Below are 21,193 nucleotides of genomic sequence, written 5' to 3' on the forward strand. Positions count from 1 at the left end.
GGACCGGATAGTGCCGGCATGACGCGCGACCACGGCGCCCACGACGGGCAGCACTCCCATCGGGACCATGGCGACCACGGCCATGGGCACGACCACAACCACGACCGCGACCACCCGCACGGCCACGGCCATCATCACGGCCCGGGCGGCCACAGCCACGTGCCGTCCGAGATCCGCTTCGAGCGGCCGCTGTGGTGGGCGCTGGGGCTGACCGCCACGGTGCTGGTGTTCGAGGCGGTTGGTGCCTGGTGGACCAACAGCCTGGCGCTGCTGTCCGACGCGGCGCACATGGCCACCGATACCCTGGCCCTGGCCATCGCCCTGGTCGCGGTGCGGCTGGCGCGCCGCCCCCCGGACGCGCACCGGACCTACGGCTACGCCCGCTTCGAGGCGCTCGGCGCGCTGGCCAATGGCATGCTGCTGTTCGTGCTGGCCGGCTACATCCTGTGGGAGGCCTGGCACCGTTTCCGCGAACCGCTGGCGGTGGCCAGCCTGGGCATGCTCGGCGTGGCCCTGGTCGGCCTGGCCTGCAACCTGGTGGCGATGCGGCTGCTGCACGCCGGCAGCGGGCAGAGCCTGAACCTCAAGGGCGCCTACCTGGAGGTGTGGAGCGACATGCTTGGTTCGCTGGCGGTGGTGGTGGCCGCCCTGGTGATCCACGGGACCGGCTGGCGCTGGGTCGATCCGCTGCTGGCGGTCCTGATCGGCCTGTGGGTGCTGCCGCGGACCTGGGTGCTGGTGCGCGAGGCGCTGAACGTGCTGATGGAGGGCGTGCCGCGCGGGGTGGACCTGGCGGCCGTGCGTGCGGACCTGAACGGGCATCCGCAGGTGGAGGACGTCCACGACCTGCACGTCTGGGCGCTGGCGTCGCGCACGCCGGCGATGACCGCCCACGTGGTGGTGGCCGCCGCCGCCGATCCCTCGGCCGTCCGCCGCGAGCTGGTCCGGGTGCTCGGCCAGCGGCACGGCATCGCCCACGTCACCCTGCAGATGGAGGCCGCGGGCGAGGAACACTGTGCCGGCGGCGGCTGCCGGCCGGCCGGGTAGGGCGCCGCGCCCACCATCCTGAAACGCGGGCCTGCGTATCGCCGCAGCGCAAAATGCGGTAAATGTGAAGTGGGTTTAACGTTCGGGTGTGGATACGGGTTCGAATGGACCCGTCACCCGCCGCCCCGCGAGGCACGGGGCGCAAGCAGAAAAATAACGAATTACCGCCATCACACACTCTTGGGGAGGGAACATGGCTCGTGCAACCCTGCAACACACCGGACTTGCGATCGCCGTTGTCGCGGCGCTGACCTGCATGGCCGCCGCGCCGGCGGCGCACGCACAGGAGGAGAGGACCGAAGAGCCGGTGACCCTGGCGACCATGACCGTCACCGCGCAGAAGCGCGAGGAAGCCCTGCAGGACGTGCCGATCTCGGTGACCGCCCTGTCGGAACAGCTGCTGCAGGACACCGGCGTGCGCGACATCAAGGACCTGCAGGTCCTGGTCCCCGGCATGACCGTGACCAGCACCCAGAGCGAGGCGATCACCACCGCGCGCATCCGCGGCATCGGCACCGTCGGCGACAACGTCGGCCTGGAGTCCTCGGTCGGCATCGTCATCGACGGCGTCTACCGGCCGCGCAACAGCGTCGGCTTCGTCGACCTCGGCCAGCTCGAGCGCATCGAGGTGCTCAAGGGGCCGCAGGGCACGGTGTTCGGCAAGAACACCTCCGCCGGCGTGATCAACGTGGTCACCCGCCGTCCCAGCTTCACCCAGAGCGCCGAAGGCGAGATCACCGTGGGCAACTACGGCGCGTGGGGTGTAGCCGGCAGCTACAACGACGCGCTCGGGGAGAACGCCGCGCTCAACGTCTACGCCGCCAAGCGCACGCGCGACGGCTGGATGGACGTGCGCACCGGCAACGGCCCACGCCGCGAGACCGACGACTACGACCAGAACTTCCACACCCTGCGCGGCAAGCTGCTGGTCGAGCCCAGCGACACGGTCGAGGTCATCTTCACCGCCGACTACACCAGCCGCGAGGAGAACTGCTGCACCGCCGTGCAGACCACCGTCGGCGCCACCTCGGCGATCATCAACGGCGTGGCCGGCGGCGGCAAGGCGATCGCCGCCCCGGGCGACGATCCGTTCGACCGCGTCGCCTACAGCAACCGTTCGACCAGCCAGGACATCAAGGACAAGGGCGTGTCGATGGAGATCAACTGGGACATGGAGGCGCTGGGCGGCGCCACCCTGACCTCGATCACCGCTTCGCGCGACTGGCAGGCGATCAACGGCCTGGACTACGACTTCACCACCGCCGATTTGATCTACCGCAACCCGAACGCGGACGAGTCGTTCACCGGCTTCGAGACCTTCAGCCAGGAGTTGCGCCTGACCGGTGCGACCGACAGGGTCGACTGGATGGTCGGCATCTTCTATTCCGACGAGGACCTCAACCGCACCGAGACCTACCGCGTCGGCGCCGGCTACGAGCCGTTCCTGTCGACCCTGGTCGGCTCGCAGCTGCTGGCGCAGATGGCGGCGCAGCTGGCGCCGCTGGGCCTGACGGTCAACACCGCCAACCCGGCGCTGCTGTTCTCGCAGGTGTCCGGCCAGCCGTTCGGCACCAACTTCGCCGGCCTCGGCGCGCTCGATCGCCACCGCCAGAACGCCAAGAGCAGCGCGCTGTTCACCAACAACACCTGGCACGCCACCGACGCGCTCGACCTGACCCTGGGCCTGCGCTACACCCGCGAGAAGAAGACGCTGGATTCGGCCTACACCAATCCCAACGGCAGCATCGGCTGCGGTGCCACGCTGGCCAATCCCACCGCCCGCGTGGGCGGTGCCCTCGCCCAGCGCATCAACGGCTTCGCCTCGCTGCCGGCGCCCACGCAGCAGGCGATCCTGGCCCAGCTGCTGCCGGTGGCGGTGCCGGCGATCGTCGGCCGCATGTGCCTGCCCTGGACCAATGCGCTGCACAACGGCCGCAACACCCGCCAGGAGATGGACGAGAAGGAGTGGTCCGGCACGGTCAAGGCGGCCTACCGCTGGAACGACAGCGTGATGGGCTACGCCTCGGCCGCCCGCGGCTACAAGGGCGGCGGCTTCAACCTGGACCGCGTGCAGTCGGCCGATGGCACCTCGATCGGCGCGCCGGGCATCCTCCCGGCGGACGACACCTCGTTCCCGGGCGAGTTCGTCGACAGCTACGAGCTGGGCACCAAGACCACCTGGGCCGACGGCAACCTGCTGCTGAACGCGGCGTTGTTCTACCAGAAGTACACCGACTTCCAGCTCAACAGCTTCCTCGGCACCAGCTTCGTGGTCCGTTCGATCCCGGAAGTCGTGTCCCAGGGCGTGGACACCGAAATCCTGTGGCAGCCCAAGGCGGTGGACGGGCTGATGCTGCAGGGCGGCCTGATGTACGCCGACACCCGGTATGGCGACGACATCCCGGGCGGCGACTTCACGCCGCCGCCGGGACCGACGGGCTGCTGCGCGCTGTACAAGCTGCCGGGCGCGCAGATGAGCTTCGCGCCGAAGTGGTCCGGCTCGATCTCGGCGACCTACGAATGGGACTTCGGCAGCGACCTGGTCGGCCGCTTCAACATCGGCGCCAAGTACATGTCCGAGTACAACACCGGTTCGGACCTGGACCCGGAGAAGATGCAGGACGCCTTCACCGTGGCCAACGCCCGGATCGGTTTCGGCGCGCGTGACCAGCGCTGGATGGTGGAGCTGTGGAGCAGCAACCTGTTCGATACCGAGTATGTGCAGGTGGGCTTCGACGGGCCGTTGCAGGCGCCCACTTCGATCCCGAACGATCCGAACAACACCTACAACGCCTTCCTCGGCGCGCCGCGGATGTACGGGGTGACCTTCCGCGTGCGTTACTGAGCGCGGCAGTGACGGATGGGTGCAGGGGGTCGCTTCGGCGGCCCCCTGTTTTTTTCCGGTTCTTTCCCAATTCCGGGGAGGGTCGCTCGGATGCTGGGTCAGTGACAGGGTCGCAAAGCCAAAGGCGTCGGTTCGATGGGCCGCCATCGCTACGGCCGCTTGGAGCAGAAGCGCTGGCTTCGGCCGGGGGCCGCCGTCCTGCCGGGGTATGGCTTACCCCTCGGTCGGGCATCCTGCCCTCAACTCGGGGCCGTGGCACCTCCCTGTGCCACTTGCGCCATACCCCGGCAGGACGACGTCCTCGAGCGGCATTGCGGTCGTGGCTTCTATGGCTTGGCGAAAAACACCGCGATCTGACGGTTCCAGGCTTCCTGTAGGAGTCCAGCTTGCTGGCGACCCGGGCGTCGGGACCATGAGGGCGTCGCCTGTGCCGAGGTCGTCGTGTCGCCGGCTGAACCCGGCTCCTACAACCGCCACGGCGCGGCCGCTCTTGTGTAGGAGCTGACTTCAGTCGGCGACACGGGCGTCGGAACCATGAGGGCGTCGCCTGTGCCGGCGGCATCGCGTCGCGGTCAAACCCGGCTCCTACAGAACGGCGCGGGCGACGCAACGACGGCTGTTGCTTCTGGACGCCGGAACGGAGCCACGCCCCCCACGTTCCCGAAGACGTGGCAGTGCGGGTGTGTTGCGGCAGCGGCCATGGATGGCCGCGTCGGCGAGTCGGCACAGGGATGTGCCGTCGAGCCGACCGCAACACACCCGCACTGCCGCGGCTCAGCCCGAAGCCCACCACCCCAGGCGCTCTTGCGGTTGCCTTTGCCGTTGCCGTTGCCGTTGCCTTTGCCTTTGCCGTTGCCTTTGCCGTTGCGCTCCCCTCCACCAGACCAAGCACCTTTGGCGGGCAGACAGGCGCCGGCGTTTGGGCTAAAACGGGCAGCGACCCCGCACGCGATCCCGGACGATGCCCATTCCCACCGATGCGCAGCTGCACGAGCAGGCCCAGGCTCTGGGCGGGCGCCTGCGCGCCGCGCGCGACCACCTGGTCACCGCCGAGAGCTGCACAGGTGGCTGGATCGCCAAGTGCCTGACCGACATCGCCGGCTCCTCGGACTGGTTCGACTGCGGCCTGGTGGTCTACAGCTACGAGGCCAAGCAGGGCCTGCTCGGCGTGCATCCGCAGACCCTGGAGGAGCACGGCGCGGTCAGCCGCGAGACCGCGATCGAGATGGTCTCCGGCGCGCTGGTCCACTCCGGTGCCAGCGTGGCGGTGGCGGTGACCGGCATCGCCGGCCCGGGCGGCGGCAGCGCGGACAAGCCGGTGGGCACGGTCTGGATCGCGTGGAAGCGGCGCGGCGGCTACGCCCGCGCGCAGGCGTTCCATTTCGACGGCGACCGCGAGGCGGTGCGCCGGCAGACGGTCGGCCAGGCGCTGGCCGGGATCGCGGAGCTGCTGGCATGAGCGTGGGCGGCGCGCGCCGGCCGCGGAGGGCAGCGTGATGTGGGAGACGCTGGGCACCGTCCGCGACCTCGGCCGGCTGCAGGAGATCGCCTCGGTCCTGATCCGCTACGGCTTCGGCGACATGGTCCGCAGGATCGGCCTGGCCGGCGCGCTGGAGCGCGCCGGGCGCCTGCTGCACTGGCAGGACCCGCAGGCGATGGCGAACATGGCCCCGCCCGAGCGGGTGCGCCGCGCGCTGGAAGACCTGGGCCCGACCTTCGTCAAGCTCGGCCAGGTGCTGGCCACGCGCGTGGATCTGTTCCCGCCGGAGTGGATCGCCGAACTGGGCAAGCTGCAGAACGCGGTGCCGGCGCTGCCGTTCGAGCGCGTGCGCCCGCAACTAGTGGAGGACCTGGGCGCCGAGCCGGAAACCGTGTTCGCGCAGCTGGATCCGGTGCCGCTGGCCGCCGCCTCGCTGGCCCAGGCCCACCGCGCCTGGCTGGCCGACGGCATCGCGGTGGTGCTGAAGATCCGCCGCCCCGGCATCCGCGACACGGTCGAGGCCGACCTGCGCCTGCTGGCGCGGCTGGCCGAGATCGTCGAGGCGCAGGCGCCGGACCTGCAGCGCTACCGCCCGCGCGAAGTGGTGCAGCAGTTCGCGCTGTCGCTGCGGCGCGAACTGGACTTCGCCGCCGAGTGCCGCAATGCCGAACGCATCGCCGGCAACTTCGCCGGCCACGACGAGATCCTGGTGCCGCGCGTGCATTGGCAGTGGACCAGCGAACGGCTCAACGTGCAGGACTTCGTGGTCGGCATCCCGGGGCCGGACCTGGCCGCGGTGGACGCCGCCGGCATGGACCGCAAGCGGTTGGCCGCGGTCGGCGCCGGCATCGTGCTGAAGATGGTGCTGGAGGACGGCTTCTTCCACGCCGACCCGCACCCGGGGAACATCTTCTACCTGCCGGGCGAGCGCATCGGCGTGATCGACTTCGGCATGGTCGGGCGCGTATCCGAACAGCGCCGCTTCCAGATCGTGCAACTGCTGCACGGCCTGGTCGAGCGCGACGCCGAGGCGGTGACCGACGTGCTGCTGGAGTGGGGCGAGGGCGGTGGCGAGGCCGACGAGTCGCGGTTGCAGGCCGACATCGGCGCCTTCGTCGACCAGTACCGCGGCGTGCCGCTGAAGGACCTGCGGATGGGCACGATGCTCACCGACGTGACCACGATCCTGCGCGAGCACGGCCTGAGCCTGCCGCCGGACCTGGCGCTGATGATCAAGGCCTTCCTCACCCTGGAGGGCTTCGGCCGCCAGCTCGACCCGGATTTCGACATGGCCAGCGCCGCGCGGCCGTTCCTCGAACAGGTGCTGCTGGACCGCTGGTCGCCGCGCGCGCTGCTGCGCCGGGGCCGGCGCGGCGCGATCGACGCGCTGGAACTGGCCGGCGACCTGCCGCGCGAGCTGCGCCGCCTGCTGCGCGCGGCCCGGCGCGGGCGCCTGAACATGCAGATCGAGGTGACCTCGCTCAAGGCCTTCGGCGACCAGGTCGACCGCGCCGCCAACCGGCTGACCATGGGCGTGGTCACCGCCGCGCTGGTGATCGGCTCGTCGATCGTGATGAACAGTGCCGGCGGCGGCGTGCCCAGCCGCTGGCTGCTGGCGCTGGGCGTGCTCGGCTTCGTCGGTGCGGCGCTGACCGGGCTGTGGATCCTGGTGTCGATCTGGCGCAGCGGGCGGCGCTGAGAAGGGGGTTGCGGCTGACCGTCTGTTAGTAGTATTACTACTAACCATGGACCTGACCGATACCCAGCAAGCCATCCTGGCCCTGATCGCCGAGCGGATCGAAGCCGAGGGCATGCCCCCCTCCCAGACCGAGATCGCCCGGGCCTTCGGTTTCAAGGGCGTGCGCGGCGCGCAGTACCACCTGGAGGCGCTGGAGGCGGCCGGGGCGATCGAACGCCTGCCGGGCCGGGCCCGCGGCATCCGGGTGAAGGTGGCGCCGGTGCCGCCGCAGGCCGAGCTGGCCCTGCCGCCGGCCGTGAACGACGACGCGTTGCGCCTGCCGGTGCTGGGCCGGGTCGCCGCCGGGTCGCCGATCGGCGCCGATGCGCCGGCCGACCTGGCCGAGAGCTTCGTGGTGCTGGACCGGGTGCTGTTCTCGCCCTCGCCGGACTACCTGCTCAAGGTGCAGGGCGACTCCATGCGCGACGAGGGCATCTTCGACGGCGACCTGATCGGCGTGCACCGCACCCGCGAGGCGCGCTCGGGCCAGATCGTGGTGGCGCGGGTGGACGAGGAGATCACGGTCAAGCTGCTGAAGATCGGCAAGGACCGCATCCGCCTGCTGCCGCGCAACCCGGACTACGCGCCGATCGAGGTGCTGCCGGACCAGGACTTCGCCATCGAGGGCCTGTACTGCGGCCTGGTCCGGCCCAACCGCTGATGACCGCTTTCCTGCCCGTGTTCTTGCCGGCAACGCGGCGTTTTCCGACAGCCAGCCGCGCGGCGCGGCGATGGGCCGCCGGCATCGCCGCGAGTAGTTTCGATTCCATCGCCCGCGGTCGCAGCCTGTGCGACCCGGCCACCCCAGACTTCGCACCACACCACTGACACCCCGAGGACACCCCGATGGACGAGAACAAGAAGCGCGCACTTGCAGCGGCCCTGAGCCAGATCGACAAGCAGTTCGGCAAGGGCTCGGTGATGCGCATGGGCGATCGCGTGATCGAGCCGGTGGAGATCATCCCGACCGGTTCGCTGATGCTGGACATCGCGCTGGGCATCGGCGGCCTGCCGCGCGGCCGGGTGGTCGAAATCTACGGGCCCGAGTCCTCCGGCAAGACCACGCTGACCCTGCAGGCCATCGCCCAGTCCCAGAAGCAGGGCGGTACCGCGGCCTTCATCGACGCCGAGCATGCGCTGGATCCGATCTACGCGGCCAAGCTGGGCGTCAACGTCGACGACCTGCTGCTGTCGCAGCCGGATACCGGCGAGCAGGCGCTGGAGATCGCCGATATGCTGGTGCGCTCGGGCTCGGTCGACATCGTCGTGATCGACTCGGTCGCCGCGCTGACCCCGAAGGCCGAGATCGAGGGCGAGATGGGCGACCAGCTGCCGGGCCTGCAGGCGCGCCTGATGAGCCAGGCCCTGCGCAAGCTGACCGGCAACATCAAGCGGTCCAACACCACCGTCATCTTCATCAACCAGCTGCGCATGAAGATCGGCGTGATGATGCCGGGCCAGAGCCCGGAGACCACCACCGGCGGCAACGCCCTGAAGTTCTATGCCTCGGTGCGCCTGGACATCCGCCGCATCGGCGCGATCAAGAAGGGCGACGAGATCATCGGCAACCAGACCAAGATCAAGGTGGTCAAGAACAAGCTGGCGCCCCCGTTCAAGCAGGTCATCACCGAGATCCTGTACGGCGAGGGCATCAGCCGCGAGGGCGAGCTGATCGACATGGGCGTGGAGGCCAAGCTGGTCGAGAAGTCCGGCGCCTGGTACGGCTACGGCAGCGATCGCATCGGCCAGGGCAAGGACAACGCCCGCCAGTACCTGCGCGAGAACCCGGCCGTGGCGGCCAAGCTCGAAGCCGAGCTGCGCGAGAAGTTCCAGCCGGCCGAAGCCTCGCGCAACGAGGCGGAAGGCGACGACGAATAAGCGGTACCGGTATCCGCTTCCCGCCGGAGCGCTGTCAGTGGCGTGACGGCGGGAAGCGGTTCTTGAAGGCCAGGAGGGCAGGCGCCAGGGACGGCGCACATCTTCCGGTGGACCGATGACCCAGGATTCCCGCGACCAAGACTCCCTTCCCGGCCGCGACCCCGGCCAGGACGATCCGGCCCGCCCGGACGGGGCGGCCGCCGCTTCCGGCACGGACGACCCACCCGGTCCAGGACGCCGCCGGCGTCCACAACCCACTCCCGTGCAGCGCGCCCTCGGCCTGCTGGTAAGGCGCGAGCATTCGCGCAGGGAGTTGACCCGCAAGCTGGCCGCGCGCGGGGTCGAAGCCGGCGAGGCCGCCGCCGCGGTCGAACGCCTGGCCGGCGAAGGCTGGCAGGACGACACCCGCTTCGCCGAATCGCTGGTCCGCAGCCGCGCCGGCGCCGGCTATGGTCCGCTCTACATCCGCGCCGAACTGGGCACCCATGGCCTGGGCGGCGAAGCCGTCGCCGCCGCACTGGAAGGCTTCGAGGGCGACTGGACCGGAATCGCCCGCGACCTGGTCCGCCGCCGCTTCGGTCCGGCCGGACCCACCGACCTGGCGCAGCGGCGCAAGGCCGCCGACCTGCTGGCCCGGCGCGGTTTCGACGGCGACAGCATCCGCGCCGCGACCCGCTGGGACCTGGACGACTGAACAGTCCGGCAATTCGAGACGGGCCAAAGGCCTGGGCGGCAGCCCCCGCCGGGCGTCGGACCCCCGGCCTCTGCTACCCTTTGGCGCTCGAGATTCCCCGTCCCGCCGGGCCGCGTTGGCGTGTTCCCGGCCCGGACCCTGTCCGCCAGCCGAAGCCAGATGACCTCCACTCCGTACTCCACCGCCCGCATCCGCAGCGACTTCCTCGAATTCTTCCAGGGCAAGGGCCACACCATCGTCCCCTCGGCCCCGCTGGTGCCGGGCAACGATCCGACCCTGCTGTTCACCAACTCGGGCATGGTCCAGTTCAAGGACGTGTTCCTGGGCGCGGAGAAGCGCAGCTACGTGCGCGCGGCCGACGTCCAGCGCTGCCTGCGCGCCGGCGGCAAGCACAACGACCTCGATTCGGTCGGCTATACCGCCCGCCACCACACCTTCTTCGAGATGCTGGGCAACTGGTCGTTCGGCGACTACTTCAAGAAGGACGCGATCGCCTGGGCCTGGGAACTGCTGACCGGCGTGTGGAAGCTGCCGGCCGAGCGCCTGCTGGTCACCGTCTACCACACCGACGACGAAGCCTATGCGTTGTGGCGCGACATGGTCGGCGTGCCGGAAGAGCGCATCATCCGCATCGGCGACAACAAGGGCGCGCCGTTCGCCTCGGACAACTTCTGGCAGATGGCCGACACCGGCCCCTGCGGCCCGTGCACCGAGATCTTCTTCGACCACGGCGCGCACATCGCCGGTGGCCCGCCCGGCTCGCCGGACGAGGACGGCGACCGCTTCATCGAGATCTGGAACCTGGTGTTCATGCAGTTCGACCGGCAGCCCGACGGCACCCTGGTGCCGCTGCCGGCCCCGTGCGTGGACACCGGCATGGGCCTGGAGCGGCTGGCCGCGATCCTGCAGCACGTGCACAGCAACTACGAGATCGACCTGTTCCAGGCGCTGATCCGCCACGCGGCCGAACTGACCGGCACCGCCGACCTGGAGAACAAGTCGCTGCGCGTGATTGCCGACCACATCCGCGCCAGTTCCTTCCTGATCGTCGACGGCGTGCTGCCGTCCAATGAGGGCCGCGGCTACGTGCTGCGCCGGATCATCCGCCGCGCCCTGCGCCACGGCTGGATGCTGGGCGTGCGCCAGCCGTTCTTCCACCAGCTGGTCGGCACGCTGACTGGGCTGATGGGCGAGGCCTATCCCGAGCTGCCGGCCGCGCGCGACCTGGTCGAGCGCGCGCTCAAGGCCGAGGAGGAGCGCTTCGCTGAAACGCTCGATTCGGGCATGCGCATCTTCAACGACGTCGCCGCGCGCGCCACCGGTGGCCTGATTCCGGGAGCGGACGTGTTCCGCCTGTACGACACCTATGGTTTCCCGGTCGACCTGACCGCGGACATGGCGCGCGAGCGCGGCATGTCGGTGGATATGCAGGGCTTCGAGGCGGCGATGGAGCAGCAGCGCGAGACCGCGCGCGCGGCCGGCAAGTTCGGCGGCGGCACCTCGCTGCCGGCTGAGCTGGTCGCGCAACTGGTGCCGACCGGCTTCCTCGGCTACGACCGCCTGGAGGCCGACGGCCTGCAGGTGGTGGCGATCCTGCGCGAGGGCCGCCCGGCCGGCGCGCTGGAAGCGGGCGAAGAGGGCATCGTGTTCCTCGACCGCACCCCGTTCTACGCCGAATCCGGTGGCCAGGTCGGCGACACCGGCGTGCTGGCCGAGGCCGAGACGCGCTTCGCCGTGGCCGACACGCAGAAGTTCGCCGGCCAGTTCCACGGCCACGTCGGCCGCGTCGGGCAGGGCCGGATCGCGGTGGGCGACCGCCTGTCGGCGTTGGTCGACGGCCAGCGCCGTGCCGCCACCGTGCTCAACCATTCGGCCACCCATCTGCTACACGCCGCGCTGCGCGAGGTGCTGGGCACCCACGTGCAGCAGAAGGGCTCGCTGGTCGCGCCGGACCGCCTGCGCTTCGACTTCTCGCACTTCCAGCCGATGAGCGCGACCGAACTGGCCGAGATCGAGCGCCGGGTCAACGCCGAGGTGCGCGCCAACCACGAAGCCGAAGTGCACCAGATGGGCATGCAGGAAGCGCTGGACTTCGGCGCGATGGCGCTGTTCGGCGAGAAGTACGGCGAGCGCGTGCGCGTGCTGCGCATGGGCGATTCCTCCACCGAGCTGTGCGGCGGCACCCACGTCGGCCGCACCGGCGACATCGGCGTGTTCAAGATCACCGCCGAGGGCGGCGTCTCGGCCGGTGTGCGCCGGATCGAGGCGCTGACCGGGCAGGGCGCGCTGGACTACATCGCCGCCGAGGAACGCAGCCTGGACGAGGCCGCATCGGCGCTCGGCGGCAACCGTGGCGACGTCGCCGACAAGGCGCGCGCGCTGGCCGAGCGCATCCGCCGCCTGGAGCGCGAGGTCGAGTCGTTCAAGGCCAAGGCCGCCAGCAGCGCCGCCGCCGACCTGGCCGCCGCGGCGGTCGAGATCGAGGGCATCCGCGTGCTGGCCGCGCGCCTGGTAGGGGTGGACGCCAAGGGCCTGCGCGAGGCGGTGGACCGGCTCAAGCAGCAGCTGGGCGACGCGGTGATCGTCCTGGCCGGTGCCCAGGATGGCAAGGCCGCCCTGGTTGCAGGCGTGAACGGCAGCGCAACGGGACGGATCAAGGCGGGCGAACTTCTGGCCCACGTGGCCAGTCGTATCGGAGGCAAGGGCGGCGGTCGCCCGGACCTCGCCCAGGGTGGTGGCGAGGACGGGCCCGCCCTTGCCCTTGCCCTCGACGAGGTCCCCGCCTGGGTCAGCCAGCGGCTGCAGTGACCAGGCCACCATAACCACGGCCCCGGAACCCTTGTCCCAACGGCCCTTGCCCGCCTGCTGGCGGGGGCAGTACGATCCTTCAGTTCACACCGTACGCTGCTGGGTGGGAGCGCAAGGCCTTCACCAGGCCTGCGCAGCCGGCGAAGGCGCGCCGGCGCCATGGAGAAAGACAATGCTGATTCTGACCCGCCGCGTAGGCGAAACCCTGATGATCGGCGATTCGATCACCGTCACCGTCCTCGGGGTCAAGGGCAACCAGGTGCGCATCGGCATCACCGCACCCAAGGATGTGGCCGTGCATCGCGAGGAGATCTACCAGCGGATCCAGCGCGGCGAGGCGCCCGGAACCGGCGGTGGCGAGGCCGATCCGGCCGAATAGCGGGGAAAACGTTTGCCGCGAAACGGCCCAGACGGTATCCTTTCGCGGCCCGCGAGCGCCCAGGCGACGCGTGGGTCCAACGGAGTGATGCCCGAGAGGCCGAAGGGGCTCCCCTGCTAAGGGAGTATAGGGTCAAAAGCTCTATCGAGGGTTCGAATCCCTCTCACTCCGCCAGTTGCGAAAAACCCCCGTCAGGGGGTTTTTTTACAGCCGGCGAAATGGATGGGAGAGCCCTGACGGGTTCCACCGCGCATCCGGATGCGATCGCCATCGCGCCTGCACAGAAGGTCGTCGCCGTGTTGCGCGATGGCAGCGGCAAGAGCGCCGGGGTTGGCCGGCTTCGGGCTGAGCCGCGGCAGTGCGGGTATGTTGCGGTCGTCTCGACGGCACATCCGTGTGCCGACTCGCCGACGCGGCCATCCCTGGCCGCTGCCGCAACACACCCGCACTGCCACGTCTTCGGGAACGTCGGGGGCGTGGCTCCGTTCCGGCGTCCAGAAGCAACAGCCGCCGCCGCGCTGTTCTGCAGGAGCCGGGCTTGCCCGCGACCCGGCGCCGTCGGCACAGGCGACACCCTCGTGATCCCGACGCCCGTGTCGCCGACTGAAGTCAGCTCCTACACAAGAGCGGCCGCGCCGTGGCTGTTGTAGGAGCCGGGTTCAGCCGGCGACCCGACGCCTTCGGCACAAGCGACGCCCTTGTGGTTCCGACGCCCACGTCGCCAGCAAGCTGTGCTCCTACAGAAGGCAGCGCCGTCGCAGGCCTTGCCCCCCTTTCGCCGCAGGTGAAGGGGAGGGTTGGGGAGGGTGGCTTTCGCCTTTGTCGTTGCTCTTCTGATCGAAGCTACGACCGCAACGTTGCCCGAGGACGGCGGCCCCCGGCCGAAGCGCGAGCGCTTTCGCTTCAGTGCTTTTGCTCGGCGCCTTTGCCCCGACGCTCTTGCTCTGGCGCTTTCGCTCGAGGCCTAGCGGTGTCCCGTACTGAAGCCAACCCCTTGCTTCGCGACAATGCTACTGGCCCGGGGGCCGGACGGCATTCCCGGGAGTAGGGAGAAGAACCAAAAAAAAAGGGCCGGCGATCATGTCGCCGGCCCTCTGAAATGGCGCGCCCGGAGAGATTCGAACTCCCGACCGCCTGGTTCGTAGCCAGGTACTCTATCCAGCTGAGCTACGGGCGCGTTTCAAGGCGCGGAATTATGCGTGAGCTGCCGGCGGCCGTCAATCGGTACCGGTGCTTCCTTGGCGGACGGATCCATCCGCCAGTGCCGCGGCCACCGCGGCCGGCTGCTTCATCCAGCCGAAATGGTCGGCCGGCGCCTGCAGGTCGGCGGCATCCAGCCGCACGATCCGCGACGGCGCCTGCGGCAGCTTGTCCAACAGTGCCTGCAACGACGAGTGCGGCGCCAGCCAGTCCGCGGCCAGCACCACGCCGCAGGCTGGGGCACGCACGCGTGCCATGCCGGCCTCCAGGTCGCGTTCCAGGCCGGCCGCCGCATAGCGGTTGGTGAGGCCGACCCGCGCCCAGTCCGCGATCAGTCCGCGCGCTTCAGTGCCGCCGAAGCCGAGCCGGCGCCCGTGAAGCACGCCCCGTCGCCGCGCCAGCCACGGCAGGAAGCGGTACACCGGAGGCAGCAGCCAACTTCGCGGCGTGGGGAAGCTGCGCCAGTACGGCGTGCCGGTGGCCACCAGCCGCAGGCCGGCGATGGCGTCCGGATGCTGACCGGCGAAGCAACAGGCCAGCTGGCCGCCGAGGCTGTGCCCGCCGAGCAGCAGCGGCGCGCCGTCGGCGGGCAGGGCGGCGATGCTGGCCGGCAGGTCCAGCGTGAGCAGTTCGCGGTAGCCCCAGTCGTGCGTGGCCGAGGGACGCAGCGAACTGCTGCCGTTGCCGCGCCACTCGTGCAGATGGGTGGCGATGCCGTGCGCGGCCAGCGCAGCGGCCAAGGGCAGATAGTGGCGCGCGGCCACGCCCAGCGCGGGCAGCCAGAGCAGGCGCGCGCGCGGCCGGTCGGGGACCTGCGCCTGCAGCGTCCAGCGGTGCCCGTCGGCGGCGATGGCCGTCGCCTCGTCGATGGCGGCGCTCATCGGCCGGGCATCGCCGCGAAATGGTCGAGCACCAGCACCTCGCTGCGACCGGGCCGATAGCCGCCGCGCAGCGCCGCGTGCACGTAGTCCACCGCCGCCGCGCAGGCCTCGCGCAGCGGCAGCCCGCGGGCGAGGTTGGCGGCCACCGCCGAGGCCAGGGTGCAGCCGGTGCCGTGCGCGTCCAGGCGCAGGCGCGGGTGCGCGGTGCGCTGCTCGCCCTCGGCGTCGGCCAGGATGTCGACCACTTCGCCCGGACCGGCGAGGTGGCCGCCCTTGAGCAGTACCGCCGGTGCGCCCAGTGCCCGCAGCGCCGAGGCGGCGGCGGACATGGCGGCCAGGTCGCCGATCTTCCAGCCCAGCAGCAGCTCGGCTTCCGGCAGGTTCGGTGTGACCACCGTGGCCAGCGGCAGCAGCCGCGTGCGCAGCGCGTCCAGCGCGTCTTCCTGCAGCAGGCGCGCGCCGCTGGTGGCGACCATCACCGGATCGACGACCACGTGCGTGGGCCGGTGGCGTTCCAGCGCGCGTGCCACGGCATCGATCACTTCGGCGCTGGCGAGCATGCCCAGCTTGACCGCGCCGATGCGGAAATCGTCGAAGCAGGCGTCGATCTGCGCCTCGAGGAAGTCCGTCGGCGGCACGTGCACCGCGGTGACGCCGCGGGTGTGCTGCGCGGTCAGCGCGGCCAGCGCCGACAGCCCGTGCACGCCGTGCGCGGCGAAGGTCTTGAGGTCGGCCTGGATGCCGGCGCCGCCGCCGGAATCGGAGCCGGCGATGGTCAGGACGGAGATGGGCCTGGCATCGGGTCGCGGAGCGTTCATGCGGCTATTGTGCACCGGTCCGCCTGCGCGGCCGCGAAGCCGCTCAGTCCGGGTGGATGGACTGCGCGCCGTTGCGGCGCTGCCGCAGCAACGCCCACTGCCGGTAGCCGGCATAGCCGATCCCGGTCAGGCCGGTCAGCGCGGACGGGATGAGCAGGGCGTGGTAGTGCAGGCTCCGGAACAGCCAGGCACCGAGGATGCCGCCGCCGAGGAAGCCGCTGATGATCAGGCCGCTGAGGGTAAGTCGGCGTACCGGCAACGGCATGCCGCGGATCAGGTGGCCCAGGCCGATGCCCAGGTCGGTGAACATGCCGCTCAGGTGCGTGGTGCGCACCACCGCGCCGCTGTAGGCGGTGACCATCGCGTTCTGCAGGCCGCAGGCCATCGCCGCCAGCCATGCGCCCAGCACCTGCTCGCGCACGAACAGTGGCACTGCCGCGGCCAGCAGCAGCGATTCCAGCGCCAGCACCACGCCGTAGCGGCGACCCAGCCGCAGGGTGCTGTCCTGGATCACCAGGCCGCTGATCGTGGCGCCCAGGCAGAACGCGATCAGCACGCCCCACAGGTGTCCGGCCGCGCGCCAGTCGCCCGCGGCCAGCGCCGCGCCGAGCAGGCTGGTGGTGCCGGTGAGGTGGCTGATCGCCTGGTGCTCGAAGCCCAGGTAGCCGATCACGTTGACCATGCCGGCGATGCACGCCAGCGTGACCGCACCCACCCAGACCCAGCGTGGCAGCTGGATGCCCATGCCGGCCTGCGCGCTCCGCCCCGGCTACAGCACTTCGGAGGCGAAGTCGGCCAGGCGCGAGCGCTCGCCGCGGCGCAGGGTGATGTGCGCGCTGTGCGGCCAGTTCTTGAAGCGGTCCACCGCGTAGGTCAGGCCCGAGGTGGTTTCGGTCAGGTACGGGGTGTCGATCTGCTCGACGTTGCCCAGGCACACGATCTTGGTGCCGGGGCCGGCGCGGGTGATCAGGGTCTTCATCTGCTTGGGGGTGAGGTTCTGCGCCTCGTCCAGGATCAGGTAGCGCGAGAGGAAGGTGCGGCCGCGCATGAAGTTCATCGAGCGGATCTTGATCCGCGAGGCGAGCAGGTCGTTGGTGGCCGCGCGGCCCCAGGCGCCGCCGTCCTGGTTGTGGGTCAGCACTTCCAGGTTGTCGGTCAGCGCGCCCATCCACGGGGTCATCTTCTCCTCCTCGGTGCCGGGCAGGAAGCCGATGTCCTCGCCGACGCTGACCGTGGCGCGGGTCATGATGATCTCGCGGTAGCGCTGCTGGTCCATGGTCTGGGCCAGGCCGGCGGCCAGCGCCAGCAGGGTCTTGCCGGTGCCGGCGGTGCCGAGCAGGGTGACGAAGTCGATGTCCGGGTCCATCAGCGCGTTGAGCGCGAAGTTCTGCTCGCGGTTGCGCGCGCTGATCCCCCACACCGCGTGCTGGCCGCTGCGGAAGTCGTCGACCAGGGTAAGCGTGGCCTTGCCGCCCTCGACCTTGGCCACGCGCAGTTCGACCTCGTCCTCGCCGGGCAGGTACAGGTACTGGTTGGGATGCCAGTCCTCGTCCTCGCGCGCGCTCACCTCGTAGCTGGTGCGGCCTTTGTCCGACCACGAGCGCAGGTCCTGCTCGTGGCGATCCCAGAAGTCCTCGGGCAGTTCGGTGGCGCCGGTGTAGAGCAGGCTGAAGTCGTCCAGTGCGCGGTCGTTCTCGTAGTCCTCCGACACGATCCCGGCGATGGCCGCCTTGATCCGCAGGTTGATGTCCTTGGACACGAACACGACCGGGATCTCGGCCGGGGTCTGTTCCTTCAGCGCCAGGATCGCGCCGAGGATGGCGTTGTCGGGAATGACCGCGCCGAAGCTCTTGCCGGCATCGAAGTGGCTGGTCTGGAAGTGCAGCAGGCCCGCGCTCTGGCGGCCGCGCAGCTGCACGCCCTTCGGCTGCGCCAGCGGGATGCCGTCGGCCAGGCGCTCAAGGCCGGCGGCCTCGACCAGCTCGTTTAGGAAACGGCTGACCTGGCGCGCGTTGCGGCTGGCCTCGGAAGTGCCCTTCTTGGCGTTGTCCAGTTCCTCGATGACCTGCATCGGCAGGTAGATGTCGTGCTCCTCGAACTTGAACAGCGCGGTCGGATCGTGCATCAGCACGTTGGTATCCAGCACGTAGATGCGCTTGCCTCGGGTCATCGTGGCTTCCTGGTGGGAGGGCTGCAGCAGGGCGCCGCGCGCGCGGAACGCGCGGGCGCCGGACAGGGGCGAGCCGTCGCGGCCTGCGGGGCAGGGCGACGGCGCGGGGTGGCGGGAATGGCGGTCACTGTGCGGTTTCGGCCTTAAGCGCGTCGAGCACGGCCTGGGCGTGGCCGGAGACCTTGACCCCGCGCCATTCGCGCGCGACGCGCGCATCGGGCGAGACCAGGAAGGTGCTGCGGACCACGCCCAGCACCTTGCGGCCGTACATGTTCTTCTCGTGGATCACGTCGAAGGCACGGCACAGCGCCTCGTCGGCGTCGCTGACCAGCGGGAATGCGAAGCCCTGCTTGGCGCAGAAGTTGTCGTGCGACTTCAGCGAGTCGCGCGAGACGCCCAGCACTTCGGCGCCGAGCTTGCGGAACGCCGGCAGCAGCGCGTTGAAGTCCAGGCCCTCGGTGGTGCAGCCGGGCGTGCTGTCCTTGGGATAGAAGTACAGGACCAGCCAGCGGCCGGCGAAGTCGGCGAGGGTGGCGGTGCGGTCGCCGGACAGCGCCAGCGGCAGTTTCAGGGTGGAGCGGTCGAGCTTGGGCTGTTTCATCTTGCCGGAATCGCGCTCCTGCTCAGAACTTCATCGGATCCATGATCGCGTCGAGGTTCAGGTGGTCGCAGAACTCGAGGAAGTCGTCGCGCAGCGCGGCGATGTGCATGTTCGAGGGCACGCCGATGGTCACCTGTGCCGAGAACATTTCCGCGCCGGTCTGCATCGCCCGGTAGCGGGTGCTCTGCAGGTTCTCGATGGTGATGCCCTGGCGATCGAAGAAGTCGGCCAGCTGGAACAGGATGCCCGGCTTGTCGGCGGCCACCACCTCGACGATGTACGGCAGCAGGTTGGACTGGCTCTGCTTGGCGCCGGTGCGGTACCAGTTGAGCTTCAGGCCTTCCTCGCGGTCGAGCCGGCCGAGCATCGCCTCGAGCTTGGCCACCGCGTCCCAGGAGCCGGTGGCCAGCGCGGTCATCGACACGTCGCGGCCCACCGTGGCCAGCCGCGCGTCCACCAGATTGCAGCCGCTGTCGGCGATGCGGCGCGTCACCGCGAGCAGCGGCGACTCCGGATGCGTCGTATAGGCGTTGATCAGGAGGTGGTTTTCGTTCGGCGAAGGCCGGGGCGGGGTGTCGGTCAAGTCGGCTTCCGGCAGGTCTTGCGTAGGCTGAATGGCGGGCCGTCCGGGGCCGCGCCGCGCAGCCAGCATACTTGCCCGTGCTTTCGCGCCGCAAGTATGATCGGGCCTCCCTGAAAACCGGCCTGCGCCAAGCGCGAGCCGCAGAATCCAGAGCCAGACGCTTTGCATCCCACCGGCCTGATCACCGCGCTTGCGACTCCGTTCGACGAAGCCGGCGCACTGGACCTCGACGCCTGGCGCAGGCTGCTGGAATGGCAGCTCGCCAGCGGCGTGGAAGGCATTGTCGTCGCCGGTTCCACCGGCGAGGCGTCGATGCTCGAGGACGCCGAATTCGACACCCTGCTGCGCATCGCGGTGGAGACCGTCGCCGGCCGGGTGCCGGTGCTGGCCGGTACCGGCCTGTCCGGCACCGCGCGCACCATCGCCCAGACCCGTCGCGCGGCCGCTGGCGGCGCCGATGCGGCGCTGGTGGTGACGCCGCCCTACGTGCGCCCGACCCAGGCCGGGCTGCTGGCGCACTACCGCGCCGTGGCCGAGCAGGGCGGGCTGCCGGTGGTCCTGTACAACGTGCCCGGCCGCACCGGCGGCGACCTGCTGCCGGAGACGGTGGCCGAGCTGGCCGCGCACGAGCGCATCGTCGGGATCAAGGAAGCGGTGGCCGATCCGGCGCGCGTGGCCGCGCTGGTGGCGCTGTGTGGTCCGGGCTTCAGCGTCCTCGGAGGCGACGACGGTTCGGCCGGGCGTTCGCTGCTGGCCGGCGCCGACGGCCTGGTCTCGGTCGCTTCCAATGCCGCTCCGGCCGCCTACCGGCGCCTGTGCGACCTGGCCCGTGGCGGCGATGCCGCCGCGGCCGGCGAGTGGGACGCGCGGCTGGCGCCGCTGCACGGGTTCTGCGGCGTCGAACCCAACCCGATCCCGGTCAAGGCGCTGCTGCGGCTGCTCGGCTACGGCCAGGGCCTGCGCCTGCCGCTGCTGCCGCTTTCGGCGCGGCACCAGGCCGAGGCCCGGCGCGTCGCGGCGCTGGCCCGCGAACTTGAAGCACACAGTGGCCGCGAATCGCTCGCGGCCTGATCCAGACACTCCCGGAGAGCATCGATGTCCCAGACTTCCCGCCTTGCCCGTGCCGCCGCGGCCGTGCTGCTGGCCTCCACCGTGGTCGCGACGCTCGGCGGCTGTTCCTGGTTCCGCAAGGGCCCCAAGGGCGACTACGCGCTCGCGGTCGAGCAGCGCCCGCTGGAGGTGCCGCCCGACCTGACCCTGCCCGACGCCTCCGGCGCGATGGCGCTGCCGCCGGCCGGCGGGCAGCGCGCGTCGGCACCGGGCGCCGCGCCGGCGGCGTCGCCGAGCGGCTTCACCGTAGCGGGCAACCGGGACACGGTGTTCGCCCAGATCGGCACCGCGCTGGAAGGCATCGAGGGCGTGACGATCGCCAGCCGCGCGCAGCTGCTGGGTACCTACGATGTCAACTACCAGGGCCTCGATTTCCTGGTGCGCGTGGTCGCGGTCGAGAACGGCGTGTACGTGTCGGCGGTCGATCCGCGCGGCGTGCCGGCCACCGCCGAGGCGCCGCGGCAGCTGATCGCCGCGCTGCAGGCCGCGTTGGCCAGGGGCTGAGGCCGGCGGACCACGACGGAGAAGGCGCCTACGGGCGCCTTTTTCTTCAAGACCAAAAAGCCCGCCAAAAAGGGGTCAGGTTCATTTTCCGGGGAAAATGAACCTGACCCCTTTTTGGCGCCGCGGCTCAGCGCTCGAGCAGTGGCAGCTTGCCCGGCTTGCCGTCCCACTCGGCTGCGTCCGCCAGCGGTTCCTGGCGCACGGTGATCACCGGCCAGGCCTTGGACAGCTCGGCGTTGAGGGTGACGAAGCCCTCCTGCCCGGCGGGGACGTCGTCCTCCGGGTAGATCGCGTTGGCCGGGCATTCCGGTTCGCACAGGGTGCAGTCGATGCACTCGTCCGGGTCGATCACCAGGAAGTTGGGGCCCTCGTGGAAGCAGTCGACCGGGCACACCTCCACGCAGTCGGTGTACTTGCACTTGATGCAGTTTTCGGTGACGACGAAGGGCATGGCGGA

Annotated in this window: 18 protein-coding genes and 2 tRNA genes; 12 read left to right on the forward strand and 8 right to left on the reverse strand. The window is 70.4% G+C overall.

What is annotated here, in order from left to right; all coding sequences use genetic code 11:
• Nucleotides 1-18: 18 nt before the first annotated feature.
• From WQ53_RS13125 to WQ53_RS13170, 10 genes are all read left to right on the forward strand, one after another.
• Nucleotides 19-1,047 (forward strand): cation diffusion facilitator family transporter, encoded by a 1,029-nt coding sequence (locus WQ53_RS13125; RefSeq protein ID WP_082113033.1) that lies wholly within the window; start codon nucleotides 19-21, stop codon nucleotides 1,045-1,047.
• 193 nt (nucleotides 1,048-1,240) lie between these two features.
• Entirely contained in the window at nucleotides 1,241-3,892 is a 2,652-nt protein-coding gene (locus WQ53_RS13130) for a TonB-dependent receptor (RefSeq protein WP_052633088.1), read from the forward strand.
• A 961-nt stretch (nucleotides 3,893-4,853) separates the two neighbouring features.
• Nucleotides 4,854-5,351, forward strand: a complete 498-nt coding sequence (locus WQ53_RS13135; RefSeq protein ID WP_052633091.1) for a CinA family protein — start codon at nucleotides 4,854-4,856, stop codon at nucleotides 5,349-5,351.
• 37 nt (nucleotides 5,352-5,388) lie between these two features.
• Nucleotides 5,389-7,071, forward strand: a complete 1,683-nt coding sequence (gene ubiB, locus WQ53_RS13140; RefSeq protein ID WP_052633094.1) for a 2-polyprenylphenol 6-hydroxylase — start codon at nucleotides 5,389-5,391, stop codon at nucleotides 7,069-7,071.
• A 46-nt stretch (nucleotides 7,072-7,117) separates the two neighbouring features.
• A complete protein-coding gene (gene lexA / locus WQ53_RS13145) occupies nucleotides 7,118-7,771 on the forward strand; it encodes a transcriptional repressor LexA (protein WP_052633097.1) in 654 nt (217 codons plus the stop codon).
• 185 nt (nucleotides 7,772-7,956) lie between these two features.
• Nucleotides 7,957-8,988, forward strand: coding sequence for a recombinase RecA (recA, locus tag WQ53_RS13150; RefSeq protein WP_052633100.1), 1,032 nt, complete (start codon nucleotides 7,957-7,959; stop codon nucleotides 8,986-8,988).
• 115 nt (nucleotides 8,989-9,103) lie between these two features.
• On the forward strand, nucleotides 9,104-9,682 hold the full coding sequence (gene recX / locus WQ53_RS13155; RefSeq protein ID WP_082113034.1) for a recombination regulator RecX: 579 nt from the start codon (nucleotides 9,104-9,106) through the stop codon (nucleotides 9,680-9,682).
• Nucleotides 9,683-9,841: 159 nt separating this feature from the next.
• Nucleotides 9,842-12,490: an alanine--tRNA ligase gene (gene alaS / locus WQ53_RS13160; protein WP_052633107.1), complete on the forward strand. Its 2,649-nt coding sequence runs from the start codon at nucleotides 9,842-9,844 to the stop codon at nucleotides 12,488-12,490.
• A gap of 172 nt (nucleotides 12,491-12,662) precedes the next feature.
• A complete protein-coding gene (gene csrA, locus WQ53_RS13165; RefSeq protein WP_052633109.1) occupies nucleotides 12,663-12,869 on the forward strand; it encodes a carbon storage regulator CsrA in 207 nt (68 codons plus the stop codon).
• Between the two features lie 81 nt (nucleotides 12,870-12,950).
• Nucleotides 12,951-13,043: transfer RNA gene (locus WQ53_RS13170), tRNA-Ser, on the forward strand.
• A 926-nt stretch (nucleotides 13,044-13,969) separates the two neighbouring features.
• Here WQ53_RS13170 and WQ53_RS13175 read toward each other — a convergent pair.
• From WQ53_RS13175 to WQ53_RS13205, 7 genes are all read right to left on the reverse strand, one after another.
• Nucleotides 13,970-14,046: transfer RNA gene (locus tag WQ53_RS13175), tRNA-Arg, on the reverse strand.
• 40 nt (nucleotides 14,047-14,086) lie between these two features.
• Nucleotides 14,087-14,950, reverse strand: a complete 864-nt coding sequence (locus WQ53_RS13180) for an alpha/beta fold hydrolase (protein ID WP_052633112.1) — start codon at nucleotides 14,948-14,950, stop codon at nucleotides 14,087-14,089.
• On the reverse strand, nucleotides 14,947-15,768 hold the full coding sequence (thiD, locus tag WQ53_RS13185) for a bifunctional hydroxymethylpyrimidine kinase/phosphomethylpyrimidine kinase (protein WP_052633115.1): 822 nt from the start codon (nucleotides 15,766-15,768) through the stop codon (nucleotides 14,947-14,949). The genes WQ53_RS13180 and thiD overlap by 4 nt, the downstream gene beginning before the upstream one ends.
• Before the next feature lie 43 nt (nucleotides 15,769-15,811).
• Nucleotides 15,812-16,513 (reverse strand): YoaK family protein, encoded by a 702-nt coding sequence (locus WQ53_RS13190; protein WP_052633117.1) that lies wholly within the window; start codon nucleotides 16,511-16,513, stop codon nucleotides 15,812-15,814.
• Between the two features lie 24 nt (nucleotides 16,514-16,537).
• Complete coding sequence (locus WQ53_RS13195; RefSeq protein WP_052633120.1) at nucleotides 16,538-17,938, reverse strand: PhoH family protein; 1,401 nt, start codon at nucleotides 17,936-17,938, stop codon at nucleotides 16,538-16,540.
• A 124-nt stretch (nucleotides 17,939-18,062) separates the two neighbouring features.
• On the reverse strand, nucleotides 18,063-18,539 hold the full coding sequence (locus WQ53_RS13200; protein ID WP_052633123.1) for a peroxiredoxin: 477 nt from the start codon (nucleotides 18,537-18,539) through the stop codon (nucleotides 18,063-18,065).
• Nucleotides 18,540-18,561: 22 nt separating this feature from the next.
• Complete coding sequence (locus WQ53_RS13205) at nucleotides 18,562-19,191, reverse strand: glycine cleavage system protein R (protein ID WP_173427216.1); 630 nt, start codon at nucleotides 19,189-19,191, stop codon at nucleotides 18,562-18,564.
• 93 nt (nucleotides 19,192-19,284) lie between these two features.
• Here WQ53_RS13205 and dapA point away from each other — a divergent pair, with 93 nt between their 5' ends.
• Nucleotides 19,285-20,193 (forward strand): 4-hydroxy-tetrahydrodipicolinate synthase, encoded by a 909-nt coding sequence (gene dapA / locus WQ53_RS13210; RefSeq protein ID WP_052633129.1) that lies wholly within the window; start codon nucleotides 19,285-19,287, stop codon nucleotides 20,191-20,193.
• Between the two features lie 24 nt (nucleotides 20,194-20,217).
• On the forward strand, nucleotides 20,218-20,736 hold the full coding sequence (locus WQ53_RS13215) for a hypothetical protein (RefSeq protein ID WP_052633132.1): 519 nt from the start codon (nucleotides 20,218-20,220) through the stop codon (nucleotides 20,734-20,736).
• A gap of 127 nt (nucleotides 20,737-20,863) precedes the next feature.
• Here WQ53_RS13215 and fdxA read toward each other — a convergent pair whose 3' ends face one another.
• Nucleotides 20,864-21,187, reverse strand: coding sequence for a ferredoxin FdxA (gene fdxA, locus WQ53_RS13220; protein WP_052633134.1), 324 nt, complete (start codon nucleotides 21,185-21,187; stop codon nucleotides 20,864-20,866).
• Nucleotides 21,188-21,193 lie beyond the last annotated feature (6 nt).

It is taken from the genome of Pseudoxanthomonas suwonensis, from assembly GCF_000972865.1.
GTDB classification, from domain to species: domain Bacteria; phylum Pseudomonadota; class Gammaproteobacteria; order Xanthomonadales; family Xanthomonadaceae; genus Pseudoxanthomonas; species Pseudoxanthomonas suwonensis_B.

Excerpts from the sequence above, each read along its gene's own strand:
- thiD (WP_052633115.1), bottom strand. The coding sequence starts at position 15,768 with ATGAACGCTCCGCGACCCGATGCCAGGCCCATCTCCGTCCTGACCATC.
- WQ53_RS13125 (WP_082113033.1), top strand. The coding sequence starts at position 19 with ATGACGCGCGACCACGGCGCCCACGACGGGCAGCACTCCCATCGGGAC.
- csrA (WP_052633109.1), top strand. The coding sequence starts at position 12,663 with ATGCTGATTCTGACCCGCCGCGTAGGCGAAACCCTGATGATCGGCGAT.
- alaS (WP_052633107.1), top strand. The coding sequence starts at position 9,842 with ATGACCTCCACTCCGTACTCCACCGCCCGCATCCGCAGCGACTTCCTC.
- recX (WP_082113034.1), top strand. The coding sequence starts at position 9,104 with ATGACCCAGGATTCCCGCGACCAAGACTCCCTTCCCGGCCGCGACCCC.
- ubiB (WP_052633094.1), top strand. The coding sequence starts at position 5,389 with ATGTGGGAGACGCTGGGCACCGTCCGCGACCTCGGCCGGCTGCAGGAG.
- WQ53_RS13135 (WP_052633091.1), top strand. The coding sequence starts at position 4,854 with ATGCCCATTCCCACCGATGCGCAGCTGCACGAGCAGGCCCAGGCTCTG.
- lexA (WP_052633097.1), top strand. The coding sequence starts at position 7,118 with ATGGACCTGACCGATACCCAGCAAGCCATCCTGGCCCTGATCGCCGAG.
- recA (WP_052633100.1), top strand. The coding sequence starts at position 7,957 with ATGGACGAGAACAAGAAGCGCGCACTTGCAGCGGCCCTGAGCCAGATC.
- WQ53_RS13180 (WP_052633112.1), bottom strand. The coding sequence starts at position 14,950 with ATGAGCGCCGCCATCGACGAGGCGACGGCCATCGCCGCCGACGGGCAC.
- WQ53_RS13130 (WP_052633088.1), top strand. The coding sequence starts at position 1,241 with ATGGCTCGTGCAACCCTGCAACACACCGGACTTGCGATCGCCGTTGTC.
- WQ53_RS13200 (WP_052633123.1), bottom strand. The coding sequence starts at position 18,539 with ATGAAACAGCCCAAGCTCGACCGCTCCACCCTGAAACTGCCGCTGGCG.
- WQ53_RS13190 (WP_052633117.1), bottom strand. The coding sequence starts at position 16,513 with ATGGGCATCCAGCTGCCACGCTGGGTCTGGGTGGGTGCGGTCACGCTG.
- WQ53_RS13195 (WP_052633120.1), bottom strand. The coding sequence starts at position 17,938 with ATGACCCGAGGCAAGCGCATCTACGTGCTGGATACCAACGTGCTGATG.
- fdxA (WP_052633134.1), bottom strand. The coding sequence starts at position 21,187 with ATGCCCTTCGTCGTCACCGAAAACTGCATCAAGTGCAAGTACACCGAC.
- WQ53_RS13205 (WP_173427216.1), bottom strand. The coding sequence starts at position 19,191 with ATGCTGGCTGCGCGGCGCGGCCCCGGACGGCCCGCCATTCAGCCTACG.
- WQ53_RS13215 (WP_052633132.1), top strand. The coding sequence starts at position 20,218 with ATGTCCCAGACTTCCCGCCTTGCCCGTGCCGCCGCGGCCGTGCTGCTG.